The organism is Thermosipho sp. 1244, from assembly GCF_018588215.1.
In the GTDB taxonomy this organism is placed as follows: Bacteria; Thermotogota; Thermotogae; order Thermotogales; family Fervidobacteriaceae; genus Thermosipho; species Thermosipho affectus.
Genome location: NZ_LNGA01000023.1, coordinates 265,044 through 282,562, shown reverse-complemented (window position 1 = coordinate 282,562; position 17,519 = coordinate 265,044). Strand labels below are relative to the sequence as shown.

19 protein-coding genes are annotated in these 17,519 nt (G+C 33.0%); 11 read left to right on the top strand and 8 right to left on the bottom strand.

Annotation, left to right across the window (positions count from 1 at the left end):
- The first annotated feature begins 1 nt into the window (after position 1).
- The 9 genes from gltX (at position 2) to nuoF (AS157_RS06500) (ending at position 9,617) form a co-directional block, all read left to right on the top strand.
- Complete coding sequence (gltX, locus tag AS157_RS06540; RefSeq protein WP_077289633.1) at positions 2 to 1,384, top strand: glutamate--tRNA ligase; 1,383 nt, start codon at positions 2 to 4, stop codon at positions 1,382 to 1,384.
- Positions 1,374 to 2,978 carry a penicillin-binding transpeptidase domain-containing protein gene (locus AS157_RS06535; RefSeq protein ID WP_077289631.1) on the top strand — a complete coding sequence of 535 codons (1,605 nt, stop codon included), beginning with the start codon at positions 1,374 to 1,376 and terminating at the stop codon, positions 2,976 to 2,978. The genes gltX and AS157_RS06535 overlap by 11 nt, the downstream gene beginning before the upstream one ends.
- The gene (locus AS157_RS06530) at positions 2,971 to 3,738 is read left to right on the top strand and encodes an inositol monophosphatase family protein (protein WP_077289629.1); all 768 of its coding nucleotides are present in this window, start codon (positions 2,971 to 2,973) and stop codon (positions 3,736 to 3,738) included. The genes AS157_RS06535 and AS157_RS06530 overlap by 8 nt, the downstream gene beginning before the upstream one ends.
- The gene (gene ftcD / locus AS157_RS06525) at positions 3,735 to 4,640 is read left to right on the top strand and encodes a glutamate formimidoyltransferase (protein ID WP_077289627.1); all 906 of its coding nucleotides are present in this window, start codon (positions 3,735 to 3,737) and stop codon (positions 4,638 to 4,640) included. Before AS157_RS06530 ends, ftcD begins: the two co-directional genes overlap by 4 nt.
- A gap of 171 nt (positions 4,641 to 4,811) precedes the next feature.
- Positions 4,812 to 5,306, top strand: coding sequence for an NADH-quinone oxidoreductase subunit NuoE family protein (locus AS157_RS06520; protein WP_197023249.1), 495 nt, complete (start codon positions 4,812 to 4,814; stop codon positions 5,304 to 5,306).
- Positions 5,306 to 5,683, top strand: coding sequence for a (2Fe-2S) ferredoxin domain-containing protein (locus AS157_RS06515; protein WP_077289626.1), 378 nt, complete (start codon positions 5,306 to 5,308; stop codon positions 5,681 to 5,683). The genes AS157_RS06520 and AS157_RS06515 overlap by 1 nt, the downstream gene beginning before the upstream one ends.
- 15 nt (positions 5,684 to 5,698) lie before the next feature.
- Positions 5,699 to 7,507 carry an NADH-quinone oxidoreductase subunit NuoF gene (gene nuoF / locus AS157_RS06510; protein WP_077289624.1) on the top strand — a complete coding sequence of 603 codons (1,809 nt, stop codon included), beginning with the start codon at positions 5,699 to 5,701 and terminating at the stop codon, positions 7,505 to 7,507.
- 20 nt (positions 7,508 to 7,527) lie between these two features.
- On the top strand, positions 7,528 to 8,010 hold the full coding sequence (locus tag AS157_RS06505; RefSeq protein WP_077289622.1) for an NADH-quinone oxidoreductase subunit NuoE family protein: 483 nt from the start codon (positions 7,528 to 7,530) through the stop codon (positions 8,008 to 8,010).
- Complete coding sequence (gene nuoF, locus AS157_RS06500; protein ID WP_077289620.1) at positions 8,007 to 9,617, top strand: NADH-quinone oxidoreductase subunit NuoF; 1,611 nt, start codon at positions 8,007 to 8,009, stop codon at positions 9,615 to 9,617. Before AS157_RS06505 ends, nuoF (AS157_RS06500) begins: the two co-directional genes overlap by 4 nt.
- Positions 9,618 to 9,706: 89 nt before the next feature.
- On the opposite strand, the gene AS157_RS06495 is transcribed toward nuoF (AS157_RS06500), so the two are convergent.
- From AS157_RS06495 to AS157_RS06480, 4 genes are all read right to left on the bottom strand, one after another.
- A complete protein-coding gene (locus AS157_RS06495) occupies positions 9,707 to 10,078 on the bottom strand; it encodes a S1 RNA-binding domain-containing protein (RefSeq protein ID WP_075666203.1) in 372 nt (123 codons plus the stop codon).
- Positions 10,079 to 10,141: 63 nt separating this feature from the next.
- Positions 10,142 to 10,351 carry a 50S ribosomal protein L31 gene (gene rpmE / locus AS157_RS06490; protein WP_075666202.1) on the bottom strand — a complete coding sequence of 70 codons (210 nt, stop codon included), beginning with the start codon at positions 10,349 to 10,351 and terminating at the stop codon, positions 10,142 to 10,144.
- 74 nt (positions 10,352 to 10,425) lie between these two features.
- Positions 10,426 to 10,980 carry a TetR/AcrR family transcriptional regulator gene (locus AS157_RS06485; RefSeq protein ID WP_077198475.1) on the bottom strand — a complete coding sequence of 185 codons (555 nt, stop codon included), beginning with the start codon at positions 10,978 to 10,980 and terminating at the stop codon, positions 10,426 to 10,428.
- Positions 10,981 to 11,022: 42 nt separating this feature from the next.
- Positions 11,023 to 12,471, bottom strand: coding sequence for a radical SAM/SPASM domain-containing protein (locus AS157_RS06480; RefSeq protein WP_214494999.1), 1,449 nt, complete (start codon positions 12,469 to 12,471; stop codon positions 11,023 to 11,025).
- Positions 12,472 to 12,612: 141 nt separating this feature from the next.
- On the opposite strand from AS157_RS06480, the gene AS157_RS06475 reads away from it, so the two are divergent.
- Positions 12,613 to 12,867: a type II toxin-antitoxin system Phd/YefM family antitoxin gene (locus AS157_RS06475; protein WP_231450360.1), complete on the top strand. Its 255-nt coding sequence runs from the start codon at positions 12,613 to 12,615 to the stop codon at positions 12,865 to 12,867.
- An 11-nt stretch (positions 12,868 to 12,878) separates the two neighbouring features.
- Positions 12,879 to 13,982: an ABC transporter ATP-binding protein gene (locus AS157_RS06470; RefSeq protein ID WP_077289617.1), complete on the top strand. Its 1,104-nt coding sequence runs from the start codon at positions 12,879 to 12,881 to the stop codon at positions 13,980 to 13,982.
- A 23-nt stretch (positions 13,983 to 14,005) separates the two neighbouring features.
- Here AS157_RS06470 and rny read toward each other — a convergent pair whose 3' ends face one another.
- The 4 genes from rny to thpR are packed head-to-tail and all read right to left on the bottom strand — an operon-like array spanning position 14,006 to position 17,518.
- Positions 14,006 to 15,538 (bottom strand): ribonuclease Y, encoded by a 1,533-nt coding sequence (gene rny, locus AS157_RS06465; protein ID WP_075666197.1) that lies wholly within the window; start codon positions 15,536 to 15,538, stop codon positions 14,006 to 14,008.
- Position 15,539: 1 nt separating this feature from the next.
- The gene (locus AS157_RS09725; RefSeq protein WP_077289615.1) at positions 15,540 to 15,929 is read right to left on the bottom strand and encodes a regulatory protein RecX; all 390 of its coding nucleotides are present in this window, start codon (positions 15,927 to 15,929) and stop codon (positions 15,540 to 15,542) included.
- Positions 15,907 to 16,956 (bottom strand): recombinase RecA, encoded by a 1,050-nt coding sequence (recA, locus tag AS157_RS06455; RefSeq protein WP_077289613.1) that lies wholly within the window; start codon positions 16,954 to 16,956, stop codon positions 15,907 to 15,909. Before recA ends, AS157_RS09725 begins: the two co-directional genes overlap by 23 nt.
- On the bottom strand, positions 16,949 to 17,518 hold the full coding sequence (thpR, locus tag AS157_RS06450) for an RNA 2',3'-cyclic phosphodiesterase (RefSeq protein WP_077289611.1): 570 nt from the start codon (positions 17,516 to 17,518) through the stop codon (positions 16,949 to 16,951). Before thpR ends, recA begins: the two co-directional genes overlap by 8 nt.
- Position 17,519 lies beyond the last annotated feature (1 nt).

Below are 17,519 nucleotides of genomic sequence, written 5' to 3'. Positions count from 1 at the left end.
ATTGTTCAGGCTAAGATTTGCACCAAGTCCAACAGGCTATCTACACGTAGGTGGTGCTAGAACTGCACTTTTTAACTGGCTTTTTGCAAGAAAAAACAAAGGAAAATTTATACTCCGTATTGAAGACACAGATACAGAACGTTCCACAAAAGAATATGAAGAAAAAATCTTAAATGCTTTAAAATGGTTGGAGATAGATTGGGACGAAGGACCAGATATTGGAGGAAACTTTGGACCATATAGACAAAGTGAACGGCTAGATATATACAATAACTTTGCTCAAAAGTTAATAGATAAAAAGTTGGCATACTACGCCGTATATTCTGACAATAAAGAAATATTCACATCGTACGAATTTCCAAAAAAATTTAAAGACTATTCTATAGTTGTAAAATTTAAAGCACCAAAAGAAGGAAAAACAAAATTTCAGGATCTCTTAAAAGGCGAAATGAGTTTTGAAAATAACCTATTTGAAGATTTTATAATAATAAAATCAAATGGATATCCAACTTATAACTTTGCAGTCGTTGTGGATGACCATTTAATGGAAATTTCCCATGTATTTAGAGGAGAAGATCACCTTTCAAATACACCCAGACAAATTATGATCTACAACGCATTTGAATGGACTCCTCCAGTATTTATGCATATCCCACTTATACTTGGAAATGATAAAACTCCATTAAGTAAAAGACACGGTGGCACATCAGTTAATTACTTTAAAGAAATAGGTATTTTAAATAATGCTTTATTAAACTACCTTGCAATATTGGGTTGGAAAACAGAAGAAGAAATATTTGATATAACAGATAAAATAAAAGCTTTTGATCCGTTTAATATATCCAATAAATCAGTAGTTTTCAACTATAAAAAATTAGAGTGGATCAACGGTCAACACCTAAGAAGGTTACCAATAGAAAAGGTGATTGAAAAATTTAAGGAATATCTAAGCCTAATAAATGTGAAAATAGATTTAGATAGTATGTATGCAAAAAAAGTTATATCCATTTGTAGGGAAAAGGTTAATACACTAGAACAATTATTTGACATATCATACCCTTTCTTTGACGATAATTACACTTATGATGAAAAATATATAGATAAGTTCTTAAAAAAACCAGAAGCAGAAATAATACTTGTATATGCCATTGAATCCTTTGAAAAATTAGACAATTTTGATATATCATCTATTGAAAATACTTTAAGAGATATATCAAAAAATACAAATTTATCCACAAAAAAAGTCTTTCAAACAATTAGAGGTGCTTTATTGGGGAAACTTGTCACACCGGGTTTATTTGAATCAATTGAAGTTTTAGGAAAAGAAAAAACACTTATTAGGCTTAAAAAAACCCAGTTATTAAGGGGGAAACATGAGGTATAAATCTACTCTAGTAATTTTTTTAATAATGTTTAGCATTTTGGTGTTTTATCTTACAAAAATTCAAATACTTGAATCAAAAAATCACAGAGCATTTTTAAATTCCTTGTTAACACAAACTATTTTAACAAAGGGATTAAGAGGAACTATTTATGATAGAAACGGTATAAAACTTGCTTGGAGTGAAAAAATCCCTTTTTTAATTTATTCTAAAAATATGGAGATGGATAAATTAAAAAATATTTTGACAGAAAAACAATTATCAGAGTTAATTAGTAGTGGGAAAGTAAAACTTGAAAATCATCAAATCTACGGTATTGAAAAACTCGGGTATTATATCCAATACAAAGAAATCAGAAGGTACTTACCAGAAGTATTACATATAATAGGATATTTAAATTCCAATGGAAAGGGAAGTTTTGGACTTGAAAAAACGTACAATAACATACTTGATGGAAAATTAGGAAGTGAATTAGTTTTTTCAACTCCAAGCGGAAAAATAAAACAACGAATCATACAAAGAATCCCAGAAAATGGGCAGGACTTACATACTACTATTGATTTTAATCTTCAAAAGTTCATTTACTCTAAATTGAAGGAAATCGACATACCTGCTTCTGTCATTGTAGAAGATACAAAAACAGGCGAAATTTTATCCATGGTTTCATATCCTGGAATTGAAGAAGAATTCTACAGTATTGATACATATACCTGGCGAAAAATAATAAATGATCCAAAAAATCCACTCTTAAATCGCTCTACAATGGGATTATATTCCCCAGGTTCTTCTATAAAACCTCTCATTGCTGCTGCGTATCTTTTAAGTGAAAGCACACCGGCTACTGTAAATTGTAAAGGAAGATTCGAGTACAAATCAAGTTCTGGAAAAACCATTGCAATATTTAATGATTGGCTTTTAAGTGGCCATGGTGAAACAGATCTTATTAAAGCTCTTCGTGTTTCTTGCAATGTATACTTTTATAACATTGCATTAAAATTGGGAATTGATAAAATTAAAAATGTAGCTGATATTTTTAAAATAGATAAGAAAACAGGTATTGATATTGAAGAAAAAGAAGGAATTTTTCCCTCTAGAGAATGGAAACAAAAAAAGTTGAAAGAAATATGGTATCCAGGTGATACCATATTAACGGGGATAGGTCAAGGATATATATTACTTACTCCATTACAACTATTAAATTTTTACACAACAATAGCCAATAATGGAAAAACACCTATTCCACATATAGCAAAGTCACAAACAACTTATTCGAATATAAATCTTCCAAAAGAAATATGGGCAACAATCAAAGAAGGGCTTTTGGAAGTTACATCACATAGTGGTTCAATCCAAGATAGGGGTACAGCATATAATAGTTTTAAAGATGCAAAATACAAAGTTGCCGGAAAAACGGGAACAGCGGAAGTGGGTAAAAATAAAAAATCTCATTCCTGGTTTGTAGGGTTTGGTCCTTTTGAGTCTCCAAAGTATTCTATTGTAGTGCTTTTTGAAAATGGTGGAAGTGGTGCTGAAATGGCTGCACCCTTTGCAAGAAAGATATTTGATTATCTATTGGGAGATGAGTATAATGAATAGATTAAATTTAGCAGTTGAAATTTCAAAAACAGTTGGCTTTTATCTTATGCAATTTTTCGGAAAAGCAAAAAATATTGAAGAAAAAGAAAATTTCCAGGATCTTGTAACAGAACACGATAAAAAAGCACAAGAAATGATAATACAGGAAATAAAAAAGTATTTTCCAGACGATAATATTTTAGCAGAAGAAAACAACACAAAAGATATGGGGAAAAATCAGTGGGTAATTGATCCAATTGATGGAACTTTAAATTACATCCATGGTCTTCCAAATTTTTGCATATCAATTGCATATTATGAAAACAAATCACCACTAATTGGTGTAGTATATAATCCATTTACTGAAGAACTGTTCTTATCAATTAAAAATCATGGAGCGTATTTAAACCACTCAAAACTTGAAATAAATGATATAAATGATCTTAAATTTGCCATTGGAAGTGTTGGATTCTCCAGAAAATTTACAGGAAAATTTATTGAAAAAGTTGAAAATAAAGTTCAAAGAATTAGAATTCTCGGAAGTGCCGCTCTTTCTGCATGTTACGTTGCGGCAAACAAATTTGATTTTTTCATTGCAAAACGTGCAAATCCATGGGATATAGCCGCTGCATATTTGATTGTAAAGGAAGCTGGGGGAGAAATTATAAATTTTCAAGATAATACACCCGAAATTTTTGAAAGAGAAAGTTATATATTTTCAAAGCCATCAATCTTAGAGGATATAAAAAACATCACTAATGAAATAGGAGGGGGAGTATGAAATTAATCGAAAGTGTACCAAACTTTAGCGAAGGAAGGGATATAGAAAAAATCAGAATGATAATCGAAGAAGCGGAAAAATACAAAAAAGTCAAAGTCCTCGATTGGTCCATGGATCATGATCACAATAGATCTGTTGTTACGCTTGTAGGTGAACCAGATGAAATAGAAAACGCATTATTCGACATGGTAAAAAAAGCTACCGAGCTTATTGACCTTAGAATTCACAAAGGTGAACACCCACGAATGGGTGCAACGGACGTTATCCCTTTTATTCCAGTTATGAATACAAAAATGGAAGAATGTATCGAAATTTCCAAAAAATTAGGAGAAAGAATTGGAAAAGAATTAAACATTCCTGTGTATCTTTACGAAAAATCAGCTACTTCACCTGAAAGAGAAAACTTGTCAAAAATTAGAAAGGGAGAATTTGAAGGATTTTTTGAAAAAATCAAAAATCAAAATTGGAAGCCAGATTTTGGCCCCGACAAAGTACATCCTACCGCAGGTGTAGTTGCAGTAGGTGCAAGAGAGTACTTAATTGCATTCAACGTCAATTTGGGAACAAATGATATAGAAGTAGCAAATAAAATAGCAAAAGCTGTTAGACATATAAGTGGTGGTTTTAGATATGTAAAGGCAATGGGCGTGGAATTAAAAGAAAAAGGAATTGTTCAAGTTTCCATGAATTTGACAAATTACAAAAAATCTCCAATTTTTAGAGTGTTTGAGGCAATAAAACGAGAAGCACAAAGATATGGTGTTCCTGTATTAAATTCAGAAATTATTGGAATGATTCCGCTAAGAGCTGCAATTGAAACTATGAACTGGTATTTACAGATTGATGATTTTGATGAAGGTAGGGTAATAGAAAATAAAATATTGAATACATTTTTTGAATAAATTCATATTATTTTGAACAATCCCCTGATATCTCAGGGGATTGTTTATTTTAAGTAATTAATCGGAAATAATTAAAAAAATGTTATCTTAAAAATAACATTTCACAAGTGAATTTTTTTACTTTTAATGTTATAATATTATCTGGATGGTAATACTAAATAGGAGGTGGCCATGTTGGCAGTTTGTGAAAAACATATCGAGCTTTACAAGGAGCTCGATGCGTATATTGAAAAATTAAAAGGAAAAAAAGGTATTTTAATTAATGTCCTTCACAAAGCCCAAGAATTGTTTGGTTGGCTTCCAGAAGAAGTTCAAAACCATGTTGCTGAAAAGCTTAAGATCCCTCCATCAACTGTCTATGGTGTGGTAACATTCTACAATTTCTTTTCTACGAAGCCCAAAGGAAAGAATCAAATTAAAATATGTTTGGGCACTGCATGTTATGTTAAAGGTGCAGATAAAGTTATGGAAAGGTTTCTTAGTGAACTTGGAGTAAATGAAGGCGAAGTAACTAAAGATGGTAACTTTTCAGTCCACGGTGTAAGGTGCTTAGGAGCATGTAGTATGGCACCTGTTGTCCTTATAGGTGAAAAAGAATTTTTTGGTAAAGTCACACCCGATATGGTTCCAAGTATTATTAAAAAGTTCCAAGGGGAGGGGAAATAATGGGTAAAATAAAAAGCTTAGAAGAACTTATGAAAATAAAAGAAGATACATTAAAAAAAGTTAAAATGAGAGAAGAAGGAAAAAGGGGAAAAATAACAGTCGCAATGGGAACATGTGGAATAGCTGCAGGCGCAAAAGATACTTTAAATGCAATAGTAGAAGCGTTAAATGAATTAAACATTGACGATATATCAGTTGTCCAATCTGGGTGTATGGGGTTGTGCGAAGTCGAACCAACTATAAAAGTGGAAATAAATGGGGAAGTCCCCATTACTTATGGACACGTAAATCCCGAAAATGCAAGAAGAATTATAAAGTCCCATATAGTTGCCGGCGAGCTTGTAGGTGATTTGATAGTAAAAAAAGGAGAAGAATAAGGAGGTAGAAAAATAATGCCTTTGGAAACAAATACAATTCTTATTTGTGCTGGTGGAGCCTGTATTTCTGCAGGCGAAGAAAGTGTAAAAGATGTATTAGAAAGAAAAATTAAAGAATACAATTTACAAGATAATATAAAAATCGTTGAAACTGGTTGTATGGGTGCTTGTAGTTTAGGGCCAATAATGGTAATACATCCAGAAGGGGTTTACTATCAAAAATTAACGCCAGAAGCTGCAGAAAAAATCGTTGAAGAACATCTTCTAAAAGGTAGAATTGTAGAGGAATACCTTTACCAAGGTGATAAAGGGAAAATAGTCCCACAACCACAAAAAGAAATTCCTTTCTTCTCAAGGCAAGTAAAAATAGCAACTAGAAATGTGGGAATTATTAATCCGTTAAATATTGATGAATATATAGCAAGAGATGGTTATTTTGCATTACACAAAGCACTAAAAGAAATGAAACCGGAGGAAGTTATACAAGTTGTTAAAGATAGCGGGCTTCGTGGAAGAGGTGGTGCAGGTTTTCCAACTGGCTTAAAATGGGAGTTTGCAAGGAAATCTCCTGGTGATGAAAAGTATATGATATGTAACGCTGATGAAGGGGACCCAGGCGCCTTTATGGATAGATCAATTCTCGAAGGAGATCCACACACCATAATTGAAGCTATGACCATAGCAGGATATGCAATCGGAGCAACAAAAGGTTTCGTCTATTTAAGAGCTGAATATCCAATTGCAATTGAAAGATTAACAGTGGCCTTAAATCAAGCAAGGGAATATGGTTTCTTGGGAGAAAATATTCTAGGAACGGATTTTTCGTTCGACATAGAAATAAGGATTGGGGCAGGGGCATTTGTGTGTGGGGAGGAAACCGCTTTAATGCACTCAATTGAAGGAAAAAGAGGACAACCAAGGGTAAAACCTCCATTCCCTGCACAAAAAGGATTGTGGGGAAAACCAAGTAATATAAATAACGTTGAAACATTAGCATGTGTTCCACCGATTATATATCACGGCGCAAATTGGTTTAGACAATGGGGAACAGAAAAATCACCTGGAACAAAAGTTTTTGCGCTTGCTGGTAAAGTTAAAAATACAGGTTTGGTTGAAGTACCTATGGGAATTACATTAAGAGAACTTATATACGAAATTGGTGGAGGATCTCCTACTGGTAAAAAGATTAAAGCAGTTCAAACTGGGGGACCAAGCGGTGGTGTCATACCAGAAGAGTATTTCGATACACCAGTTGATTACGAATCACTACAAAAACTGGGGGCAATAGTTGGTTCTGGTGGTTTAATAGTTTTAGATGAGGACGATTGTATGGTCGATGTTGCAAAGTTTTTCTTAGAATTTACTGTAGATGAATCATGTGGAAAATGTACACCTTGTAGAGAAGGAACAAAAAAGATGTATGAAATTTTGGATAAAATAACAAAAGGCGAAGGAACAGAAGAAGATATAGAAATCTTGGAAAATCTAGGTAATGTTATTAAAGACTCTTCACTTTGTGGCCTTGGACAAACTGCGCCAAATCCCGTACTATCTACTTTAAGATACTACAAAGATGAGTATCTTGCACATGTGAGAGAGAAAAAATGTCCTGCTAACAAATGTAAAGCACTTATTAGTTACGTTATAGATCCAGAAAAATGTGTAGGTTGTACCGCTTGTGCTAGGGTATGTCCTGCAAGTTGTATTTCTGGCGAAGTAAGGAAAGTCCATGAAATAGACCAATCAGCTTGTGTAAAATGTGGAAGTTGTATAGAAGTCTGTAGATTTGGCGCAATAAGCAAAGTAACACCTGCAATTGAATAAAGAAAAAAGGGGGTCGCACTATGCTCACTGAAATCAAAAAAATTATTTCACATGCAAAATCAGAAAGATTGGAAGAAAGAGATATTTTAATTTATACACTTCACAAGATTCAAGAAACAATAGAAGGTAACTACATACCAGAGAAAGCAGTAAAACTAGTAAGTGAAGAATTAAATATTCCCTTATCCAAAGTATATGAAGTTCTCACTTTTTATTCAATGTTTTCCATCAAAAAAAGAGGTAAGTATTTAATCAGAGTATGTACTAGTTTACCATGTCATGTTGCAAATGGAAGGGAAATAATCAAAACATTAAAAGAAGAATTAAAAATAGATTTTAATCAAACAACAGATGATGGTTTATTTACACTTGAAGAAACAAGCTGTTTAGGCCTTTGTGGTGTTTCTCCTGTCATAATGATAAACAACGAATACTATGGTGATCTCACCCCAAAAAAAGTAAGAGAAATAATAAATAAATTAAAAAGGGGTGAGAATATATGAAACCTATCACTATATTAATTTCTGTTGATAGTAACAGTGTATTATTGGGTGCAAAAGAATTCTTAAAACTTTTAAAATCATTAGTAAAAGATTATAACTTTGATAATATTGTAGATATTCTTGAAACTGGTACACTTGGCAATTACAATGGTGTAACTATTGCAGTTATGCCAGATAATGTATTTTATTCTGCAAAAACAAAAGAAGATGTTGTAAAAATTTTTGAGGAGCACATTTTAAAAGGGAGAAAAGTCCTGGATCTTGAAATTAATCACAAAAATTTAATTACAAAAAAGGAATCATTAACAAAAGAAATAAAAATCGTAACAAGAAACATTGGAAAAATAGATCCTAAAAATATAGAAGAATATATAGCAAACAACGGATACTTTGCACTTGCAAAAGCTTTAGAAATGAAGCCAGAAAATATAATAGAGGAAATAAAAAAAAGTGGTCTTCGTGGTCGAGGCGGTGCAGGTTTTCCAACAGGTTTGAAATGGGAATTTACATTTAAAACAAATTCTGATCAAAAATATATAGTTTGTAACGCCGATGAGGGTGAACCTGGAACGTACAAAGATAGGTTAATAATGGAAGGTGATCCACATAGTATAATTGAAGCAATGGTAATAGCAGGATATACCGTTGGGGCAACCAAAGGCTATATTTACATAAGGGGCGAATATTACGGTTCAGTTGAAAATATTAAAAAGGCTATCCATGATGCATATGAATATGGTTTTTTGGGCAAAAATATACTAAATAGTGGCTTTAACTTTGATCTATCAATAAGACTAGGTGCAGGTGCGTATATTTGTGGAGAAGAAACTGCTTTATTAGAATCTATTGAAGGACATGCTGGAAGACCTAGATTGAAACCTCCATATCCACCGCAAAGTGGTTTGTTTGGTAAACCAACAGTAATAAATAATGTTGAAACACTGGCAAATATACCACAAATAATATTAAACGGTGCAGATTGGTTCAGACAATTTGGTACTGAAAATTCACCGGGAACAAAAGTTTTCTGTTTTGCTGGGAACTTAAACAACAGAGGTATCGTTGAACTCCCCATGGGCGTAACAGTCAAAGAACTGTTGGTATACGCAGGCGGTGTATCAGGTGAAAATCTTAAAATGGTTCAAACTGGTGGTATTGCAGGTACATTTATTGATGAAAGCAAATTTGACACACCATTAGACTATGATTCATTTGCAAAATACGGAGTAAGTTTAGGTTCAGGTGTAATCTTAGGTGTAAATGATACCCACTGCGTTATTGATATTGCAAAAAATGTAATGGAATTCTTTAGACATGAATCTTGTGGAAAATGTACACCTTGTAGAGAAGGAACAAAAATGGCAGTAAAAATTTTGGAAAAAATGGGACAATTTCAAGCAACTAAAACAGATCTTGAGAACTTGATTGAAATTGCAAATACAGCAAGAGAAACAGCACTTTGTGGTCTTGGTCAAAGTTTCCCAGTACCTTTACTCTCATTGATTAATAATTTTAAAGATGAATTTTTAGACCATATTGAAAACAAACACTGTGTGGCAAATATATGTAAAAGAGTCCCTAAAAAGAAAAAATCAAAAGTAAAATAATAAAAAATATGGCTCCAGATAATTGGAGCCATATTTTTTTAACACAAACTCATGAAAACAAACAAAAGGGCGGAAAAACGCCCTTTTACTTATCTTCTATTCTTTTTTCCTCTTTTTTTGTCTAATCTCTTCCTATATTCTGAATGCTTTCTGTCACTATCTTTCATAAATTTAGCTAACTTCCTTTCAAAATCGCTATTTGACTTTTTTCCTTTTTCCTCATCATTTGAATTTGAAGAAGATTCTTTAAGTGTTAACTCCCATTTACCATCTCTTGTTTTTCCCAAAATTTTTCCCTCTACTTCTTGACCAACTTTCAAATAATCGTTCACAGACCTCACATACGTTGGCGCAATCTTTGAAATATGAATAAATGCCTTCTCACCATCTTCTAGCTCGACATTTGCTCCAAATTTTAGTATCTCTACTACTTTACCTTTTACTACTTGCCCAACTTCCATATACACAAAACCTCCCTATGGTTTAAAAAAATAATTTGGGAGCAATGCTCCCGGCAATTGCAATTATTTTAAATTATATTTTTTCTTAAATTTTTCAATTCTTCCTTCCGTGTCAACTATCATACCAGCAGCACCAGCACCCTTGTAAAATGGATGACAACTAGAACATACATCGATTCTTATATTTTCCTTTGCACTATAAAACTTGTGTTCAGCACCACACGCACATTTTACCGTAATCAACTTCATTTCCGGGTGAATTCCTTTTTTCAATTTTCTCACCTCTCCTAGATTTTCCTAATTTAATATCATCAATATTATACCATTATAAATATTTAAAGTAAAGTCTAAGTGTTATCTTTAAGTAAAATTTTTATTAACATATTTTCAACTGCTTTCAATAAACTCTTTCTTGGAACAGAATCAACACTTGCAATCATCTCAGTAGCTGCTTTTGGATCAACATCTTCTTTTATTACATTCTTATTTTTACCTTCAATAATTAACATCTCTATCTTCTTCAAAAATCCCTCGTACCTATCCTTTGCATTCACCCAATTATCTTGATCAAGTACCTTCGCTTTTTCTTTTCTCAACAATTCTGATATTTCTTTTTTACTAGTCAAAAAGTCAATGTACCTTCTTAAAAAATTTTTTATTTTTGAAATATAAGTCGGTTCATCTTTGCTAACACCAAAAATCTCATTTTCCAATTCTTCAATGGAATTAACCCAAACTTCTTCAAAGAGCGCTTCCTTGCTGGGAAAGTAATAATAAATAAGAGATTTTCGCACCCCAGCAATTTGTGCTATTTCATCTATACTTACTGCATCATATCCTTTTTTAGAAAATGCTTCCTTTGCAGCTTTTAATATCAATTGTTTTGTATTTCTTTTAGACACATACTCACCTCATAATGTAAGGGGAGTACCCCCCTTACAAAATTAAATCTCTAATTTTTTATCTACTTTCAAAGCTTCTTCTCTATTTGCATACCTTTTCATTCTCGTTTCGTAATTGTAAATTCCCCTATTAACAGGATATCTCTCAACATAACCTCGTTCATACCAAAGTTTATCCGCATACTCTTTCCATTCTTCAGCTAATTTATCAATTTCTGGAGCAAGTTCTGTTACAACTCTTTCGGAACCCTCATGTTGTGGTATAGCATCAAAATGTTTAACCATTGCTCTAAATACTTTTGGATTATCAATAATTGGACATGGCCTAAACAAATTATTTGAAAATGGAATCATTCTCTTGTACGCCTCAAAGAACGGAGATTTAAATATTTCAAGCAATGATTTTTCTCTGATACTATCCTTTGCAAATTGTTGGAAAACACATGGTTCAACATATCCTTTTGCATTTACGTGGAAATATTTTGAACCAGAAGAGAGACAACCATGTGTTAAAAATCCGTGATTCCAGAAATCTGCAACAAATGCAAATCTTCCACTAAGTCTTATTTCATCTGTTTTAAAGAATCTTTCATATCTTTGCTTTGGAGTTGGAACAAGATCCATAGTAGGATTCATACCAACTGGCATAAACTGGAACACCCAAACATATTTAACCTCATTTTCTTCCAAGAAATTCCAAAATTCATCTTTCATAATTGTATCATGATTAACTTTTGTAGCAGTCACACTTGCTCCAAATGGAACGCCATATCTTCTCAATCTTTCCCAAGTATTTTGAATTGATTTAAATACTCCTTTTCCTCTTCTCCAATCAGTTTGTTCTTCAAATCCTTCAACAGAAATTGCAATAGTTGCATTACCAAGTTCTGCTAACCTCTTTGCTTTTTCCTCGGTAATTAATATACCATTTGAGTAAATCATGAAATAATGTTGATCAAATTCTTCCAAAATATCAAATAAATGTGGCCAATAGAAAGGCTCTCCACCTGTAATTATCCAAAAGTAAATCCCAAGTTCTTCTCCTTGTCTTAACACGCTCCTTACTTCATCTTTTGAAAGTTCGTATTTTCTTCCGTAAAGTCCTGCATAACAACCAATACATTGTAGATTACACGCATAAGTAGGGCTTATGACCCCTAATTTGGGTAAAACAACTTTTTCTTTCTCCATTATTTTTTGTCTCAAGGGCTCTCCTATTGCAAATTCATTTATAATAAGATTGTTAATAATCTTTTCGGTACACTTTGGACTTGACTTTTGGAAAATTTCAATCCACTTCTTTATCATAGGATGATCTTCTTGAGCCATTAATCCCAATTTTTTAAGCCCACTTTTTGCCGGTTCTTTACTTAATGCACCAACAGTAAATAACAATTTTGAAAAGGCTTTTGTATCTGCTTTTCTTACAAATGAATTAATCATCTTACCAGCTTGCCTATAAATCATACCCTTAATTCCACCTACAGCCATATTTCCACCTCCATTTTTTATTGACCGTTCAGTCAAATTTTACACCTATAATATTTCTTGAAAGTTTCAAAAATGTTACGTTTGAGTTCTACATCAAAATTTTGCAAAAAAATGACTATAATTATAGTCAGGGGTGTTATTTTGTTAAAAGACAAAAATTTGTATTATAATCTTGCAGAAGCAAAGGCAAAATTTTCAAAGGTTATAGAAGAATCCACGAATAATAATGTAATAATAACAAAAAACGGAAAACCAGTCTCAGTAATCATAAACTATGAAAAATTTGAAAAAATATTGACTTTTTTAGAAAACATATGGGAACTTTATTTATTAGAAGTTGGTGATCCTTCATTACATACCAAATTAAAACCTGAAGATATATTTGATGATAAATAGGAGGTGCCCGTATGGCTAAAGTTGAATTAGAACACGTATGGAAGATTTACGATGGTAAGGTCGAAGCAGTTAAAGATGCTACTTTTACAATCGAAGATAAAGAATTTGTTGTACTTCTTGGTCCATCTGGATGTGGGAAAACAACTACATTGAGAATGATAGCAGGTCTTGAGGAAATCACAAAAGGTACATTAAAAATCGCTGGAAAGGTTATGAACGATGTTGAACCAAAAGATAGAGACATTGCAATGGTTTTCCAAAATTACGCTTTGTATCCACACATGACAGTCTATGATAACATGGCGTTTGGTCTAAAACTTCGAAAAGTTCCAAAAGATGAAATTGAAAGAAGAGTTAGAGAAGCTGCCAAAATTTTAAGTATTGAAGAGTACCTTGATAGAAAGCCAAGACAACTTTCAGGTGGTCAAAGGCAAAGAGTAGCAGTTGGTAGGGCAATTGTTAGAAATCCAAAAGTGTTCCTCTTTGATGAACCTCTATCAAACTTAGATGCAAAATTAAGAGTCCAAATGAGATCTGAATTAAAGAAATTACATCACAGATTAGAAGCCACAATAGTTTACGTAACCCACGATCAAATAGAAGCTATGACAATGGCGGACAAAATTATTGTTATGAAAGATGGAGTAATTCAACAAATTGGAACACCACATGAAATATACAATAAACCGGCAAACACATTTGTTGCAGGCTTTATTGGAAGTCCTGCTATGAACTTTATTGACGCAAAAATCATAAGGGAAAATGGTCTTTGGATTAAATCAAGTGGTTTAAAATTAAAAATCCCAAAACAAATTGCTGAAAAATTGGAAAAATATATTGACAGCGATGTTATCTTTGGTATAAGACCTGAAAATATTTATGACAAAATGTTCGCCATGGCTCCAAAAGAAGGAGAAAACACGGCAAGAACGAAAGTAGATGTTGTTGAACCACTTGGAAGTGAAACAATACTACATCTTGTATCTGGAAATGACAAGTTTATAGCAGTTGTTGATCCCAAAACAGAGGCAAAAGAAGAACAAGAAATCGACGTAGTATTTGATATGAATACCATGCACATATTCGATAAAGAAACAGGCAAAGCTATTATATAATAAAAGGCTCCACAAGGAGCCTTTTATTTTGCATAAGCTACACTTCTTTTTTCTCTAATAACTACCACTTTTAAAACACCGGGATATTGTAATTCTTCTTCAATTTTTATTGCAATATCATGGGATAGTTTATCTGCCAATGCATCATCAATTTTATCCGGTTGAACAATAACTCTGACTTCTCTTCCTGCTTGAATTGCATACGCATTCTCCACATATTTAAAACTCTTTGCTATTTCTTCAAGTTTTATAAGTCTTTTAATGTAATTTTCCACATCTTCTCTTCTTGCACCTGGACGTGCTGCTGATAGAGCATCTGCAGCAGCAACTATAACCGCTTCTGGTGTCATTGGTTCTTCTTCTCCATGATGTGCCATTACCATGTTTATTATTTCTCGGCTTTCGCCATACCTTTTTAGAATTTCTGCACCAATTACTGTATGTGAACCCTCTACTTCGTGATCAAGAGCCTTCCCAATATCGTGTAATAGCCCTCCACGTTTTGCTTTTTCAACATTTACACCTAATTCAGATGCTATTAATCCCGCAATTAATGCCACTTCTATAGAATGATTCAAAACATTTTGACCGTAACTTGTTCTAAATTTCAATCTTCCAAGTAACTTAATAACTTCTGGGTGTAAACCTCCAACACCTGTAACGAATGTTGCCTCTTGTCCTGCCTCTCTTATTACCTTTTCAACCTCAGATTTTGATTTTTCATACATTTCTTCTATTCTCGTTGGATGTATTCTACCATCAGCTACTAGTTTTTCTATAGTTCTCCTTGCAATTTCCCTCCTTAAAGGATTAAAACAACTTACGGTAACCATCTCAGGGGTATCATCTATTATCAAGTCAACCCCAGTTACTTTTTCAAATGCCCTTATATTCCTACCTTCCCTACCAATTAACCTTCCCTTCATATCATCGTTTGGCAACATTATGGTACTTACCGTCACTTCACCTGCATATTCTGGCGCATATCTTTGAATAGCATCTGCTATTACTTTTTTAGCATACTTTTCAGAATCTTCTTCGTACCTTGATTTTATTTGAGAATAAACTTTTGCTATTTCATACTCATATTTTTCACGCGCCTCTTCCAAAACCATTTCTTTAGCTTGCTCAGGGGTTATACCAGCAAGTCTTTCAAATCTTTCAGTTAATTCTTTTTCTTTTTCAATTAGATCTTTTTGTTTTGCATCTAATTCCTTTCTCATCTCTTCAATATAACTTTCCTTTTTATCAAGAAGTTCTTCCCTTTTTGATAACATTTCTTCTCGTTTCATCAATCTATCTTCTAAATATCTAATTTCCTCTTCTCTTTCTTTCTTTTCTTTTTCCCACTCTTCTCTCATCCTGTGGAGTTCTTCTCTTGACTCAATAACGGCTTTCTTTTTGATTTCACTTGCTTCTTTTTCCGCATTTTTTATTATATGCTCTGCATCTTGCTTTGTAATCAAAAGTTGCTTTTCTATTTTTTTCTTTGCAATAACATATCCCGAAAATGCACCAATTAATAATCCTATTCCCGTTAGTATATATGTCAACATCTTATTCACCTCCAAATCCTCTTCTGTGTAGGTATTCTTTTGCTTTTCTTTCGTCTAAATTCTTTGTTATTTCCGTTTTTATTTTTTTCACATCCACTTCCTCTAATACTTTCCTTAATGCATCTTCAATTATAAACTCATCAACACCTAATTTTTGTAATTCCAATCTTATTAAAAATGGACCTTTCTTTTTTAACGTCAATGAATCATATGCATAAAGATATGCAAACTTTTCATCGTCTAAAAAGCCTTTCTCTTTTAATTGTAAAACAACTTCTTCTATTTCACACTCTGAATATCCTTTTGACTTTAATCGAGTTTTAATTTCACTTTCAGAACGTGCTCTATATTTTAAAAGTCTTAGAGCATCACTTAGGGGATTCTTCTTCACTTGCTTCACCTTTCTTTAGTAAACCATGCTTTTCCCTTATTTTTTCCTCTATTTCATTCAACAATTCAGGATGGTTCAAAAGATATTCCAACGAATTGTTCTTTCCCTGACCTAAGGAGTGTTCTGTACCAGAAGAATCCACATATGAGAACCAACTCCCTCTTCTAGAAATTAATCCTTCATCAACCGCTAAATTAAACAATTCGTTTTCTCTCACAATTCCCCTTCCATATATAACATCAACAATTGCTTCTTTAAATGGTGGCGCAACCTTATTTTTTACAAATTTAATCCTAACTTGATTTCCTATATTCTCTTTCCCTTCTGTTATCTTTCCTATACTTCTAACTTCAAGTCTCATAGTAGCGTAAAATTTCAACGCAACACCACCTGTAGTCGTTTCAGGGTTCCCATACATAACACCAATTTTCATACGAGTTTGATTTATAAATATAACCACAGTTTTAGACTTGTTTATATTTCCAGCAAGCTTTCTTAAAGCTTGAGACATTAACCTTGCCTGAAGCCCCACCTGTACATCCCCCATTGCCCCTTCAATTTCAGCTCGAGGAACCAAAGCTGCAACAGAATCAATTACAATAAGATCCACAGCATTGCTTCTTACAAGTTCATCAACTATTTCAAGTGCCTGTTCTCCATAATCTGGTTGAGCAATAAGCAAATTTTCAACATTCACCCCTAAATTTTTTGCATAAACCGGATCAAGTGCATGCTCTGCATCGATAAAAGCAGCAATACCTCCAGTTTTTTGTGCCGAAGCTATTGCATGCAATGCTATTGTGGTTTTACCACTAGACTCTGGTCCATAAATTTCTATTATTCTTCCCCTTGGATACCCTCCAACACCTGAAGCAATATCAATTGCCACAGAACCACTTGATATAGTTTCAATATTTTGAACACTACTTTCTTCTCCTAAAAACATTATTGAACCTTTTCCATACGTCTTTTCAATTTTTCCAATAGCTTTTTTTAATACTTCTTTTTTTTGCTTATTATCATTCATTTCTGTCTAAACCTCCTTCAAATTTCACCTTATACAACCATTTGTATATTGGTCCAGTAGGCGTCAAAGTAGAAGAATAAATAGTTACTTTATCAACAGGTACAATCATCTTTGGAATGTCAATATCCTTGACAAGTTCCTCCCAGTTTTCTGGACTATACTTTAACCTTCCCAAAGTAACATGCGGTACAAAATTTCCCTTATCATCAAATGAAATGCGCATTTTTTTCATCTCTGAGCGCATTTCAAGATAAAGTGTTTGTAGTATTTTATTTTGTTCCACCTTTAAGAAAAACACTCTAGGCAAATGTTTAAATCTAAAAAAGCCAAATTCAGTAACATTAAAAGAAAAACTGGGAAATCCAGCTAACCTTTTGTGAAGTTTCTCTGATAATAACTCTACCTTTTCTTTGTCGATATCTCCTAGAAAAAATAATGTAAGATGTAAATTCTCAGAAGAAACCCACGAAGCCTTAAACCCCATACGCTTTAACTTTGATATAACTTCCTCAGATACCTTTTTGACTTCATCAGTTATATCAAGTGCAACAAACGTTCGCAAT

Bases quoted from the DNA above. Each gene is read 5' to 3' on its own strand.
- AS157_RS06535 (WP_077289631.1), top strand. From the start codon at position 1,374: ATGAGGTATAAATCTACTCTAGTAATTTTTTTAATAATGTTTAGCATT.
- AS157_RS06530 (WP_077289629.1), top strand. From the start codon at position 2,971: ATGAATAGATTAAATTTAGCAGTTGAAATTTCAAAAACAGTTGGCTTT.
- ftcD (WP_077289627.1), top strand. From the start codon at position 3,735: ATGAAATTAATCGAAAGTGTACCAAACTTTAGCGAAGGAAGGGATATA.
- AS157_RS06520 (WP_197023249.1), top strand. From the start codon at position 4,812: ATGTTGGCAGTTTGTGAAAAACATATCGAGCTTTACAAGGAGCTCGAT.
- AS157_RS06515 (WP_077289626.1), top strand. From the start codon at position 5,306: ATGGGTAAAATAAAAAGCTTAGAAGAACTTATGAAAATAAAAGAAGAT.
- nuoF (WP_077289624.1), top strand. From the start codon at position 5,699: ATGCCTTTGGAAACAAATACAATTCTTATTTGTGCTGGTGGAGCCTGT.
- AS157_RS06505 (WP_077289622.1), top strand. From the start codon at position 7,528: ATGCTCACTGAAATCAAAAAAATTATTTCACATGCAAAATCAGAAAGA.
- nuoF (WP_077289620.1), top strand. From the start codon at position 8,007: ATGAAACCTATCACTATATTAATTTCTGTTGATAGTAACAGTGTATTA.
- AS157_RS06495 (WP_075666203.1), bottom strand. From the start codon at position 10,078: ATGGAAGTTGGGCAAGTAGTAAAAGGTAAAGTAGTAGAGATACTAAAA.
- AS157_RS06480 (WP_214494999.1), bottom strand. From the start codon at position 12,471: ATGGCTGTAGGTGGAATTAAGGGTATGATTTATAGGCAAGCTGGTAAG.
- AS157_RS06470 (WP_077289617.1), top strand. From the start codon at position 12,879: ATGGCTAAAGTTGAATTAGAACACGTATGGAAGATTTACGATGGTAAG.
- rny (WP_075666197.1), bottom strand. From the start codon at position 15,538: ATGTTGACATATATACTAACGGGAATAGGATTATTAATTGGTGCATTT.
- recA (WP_077289613.1), bottom strand. From the start codon at position 16,956: ATGAATGATAATAAGCAAAAAAAAGAAGTATTAAAAAAAGCTATTGGA.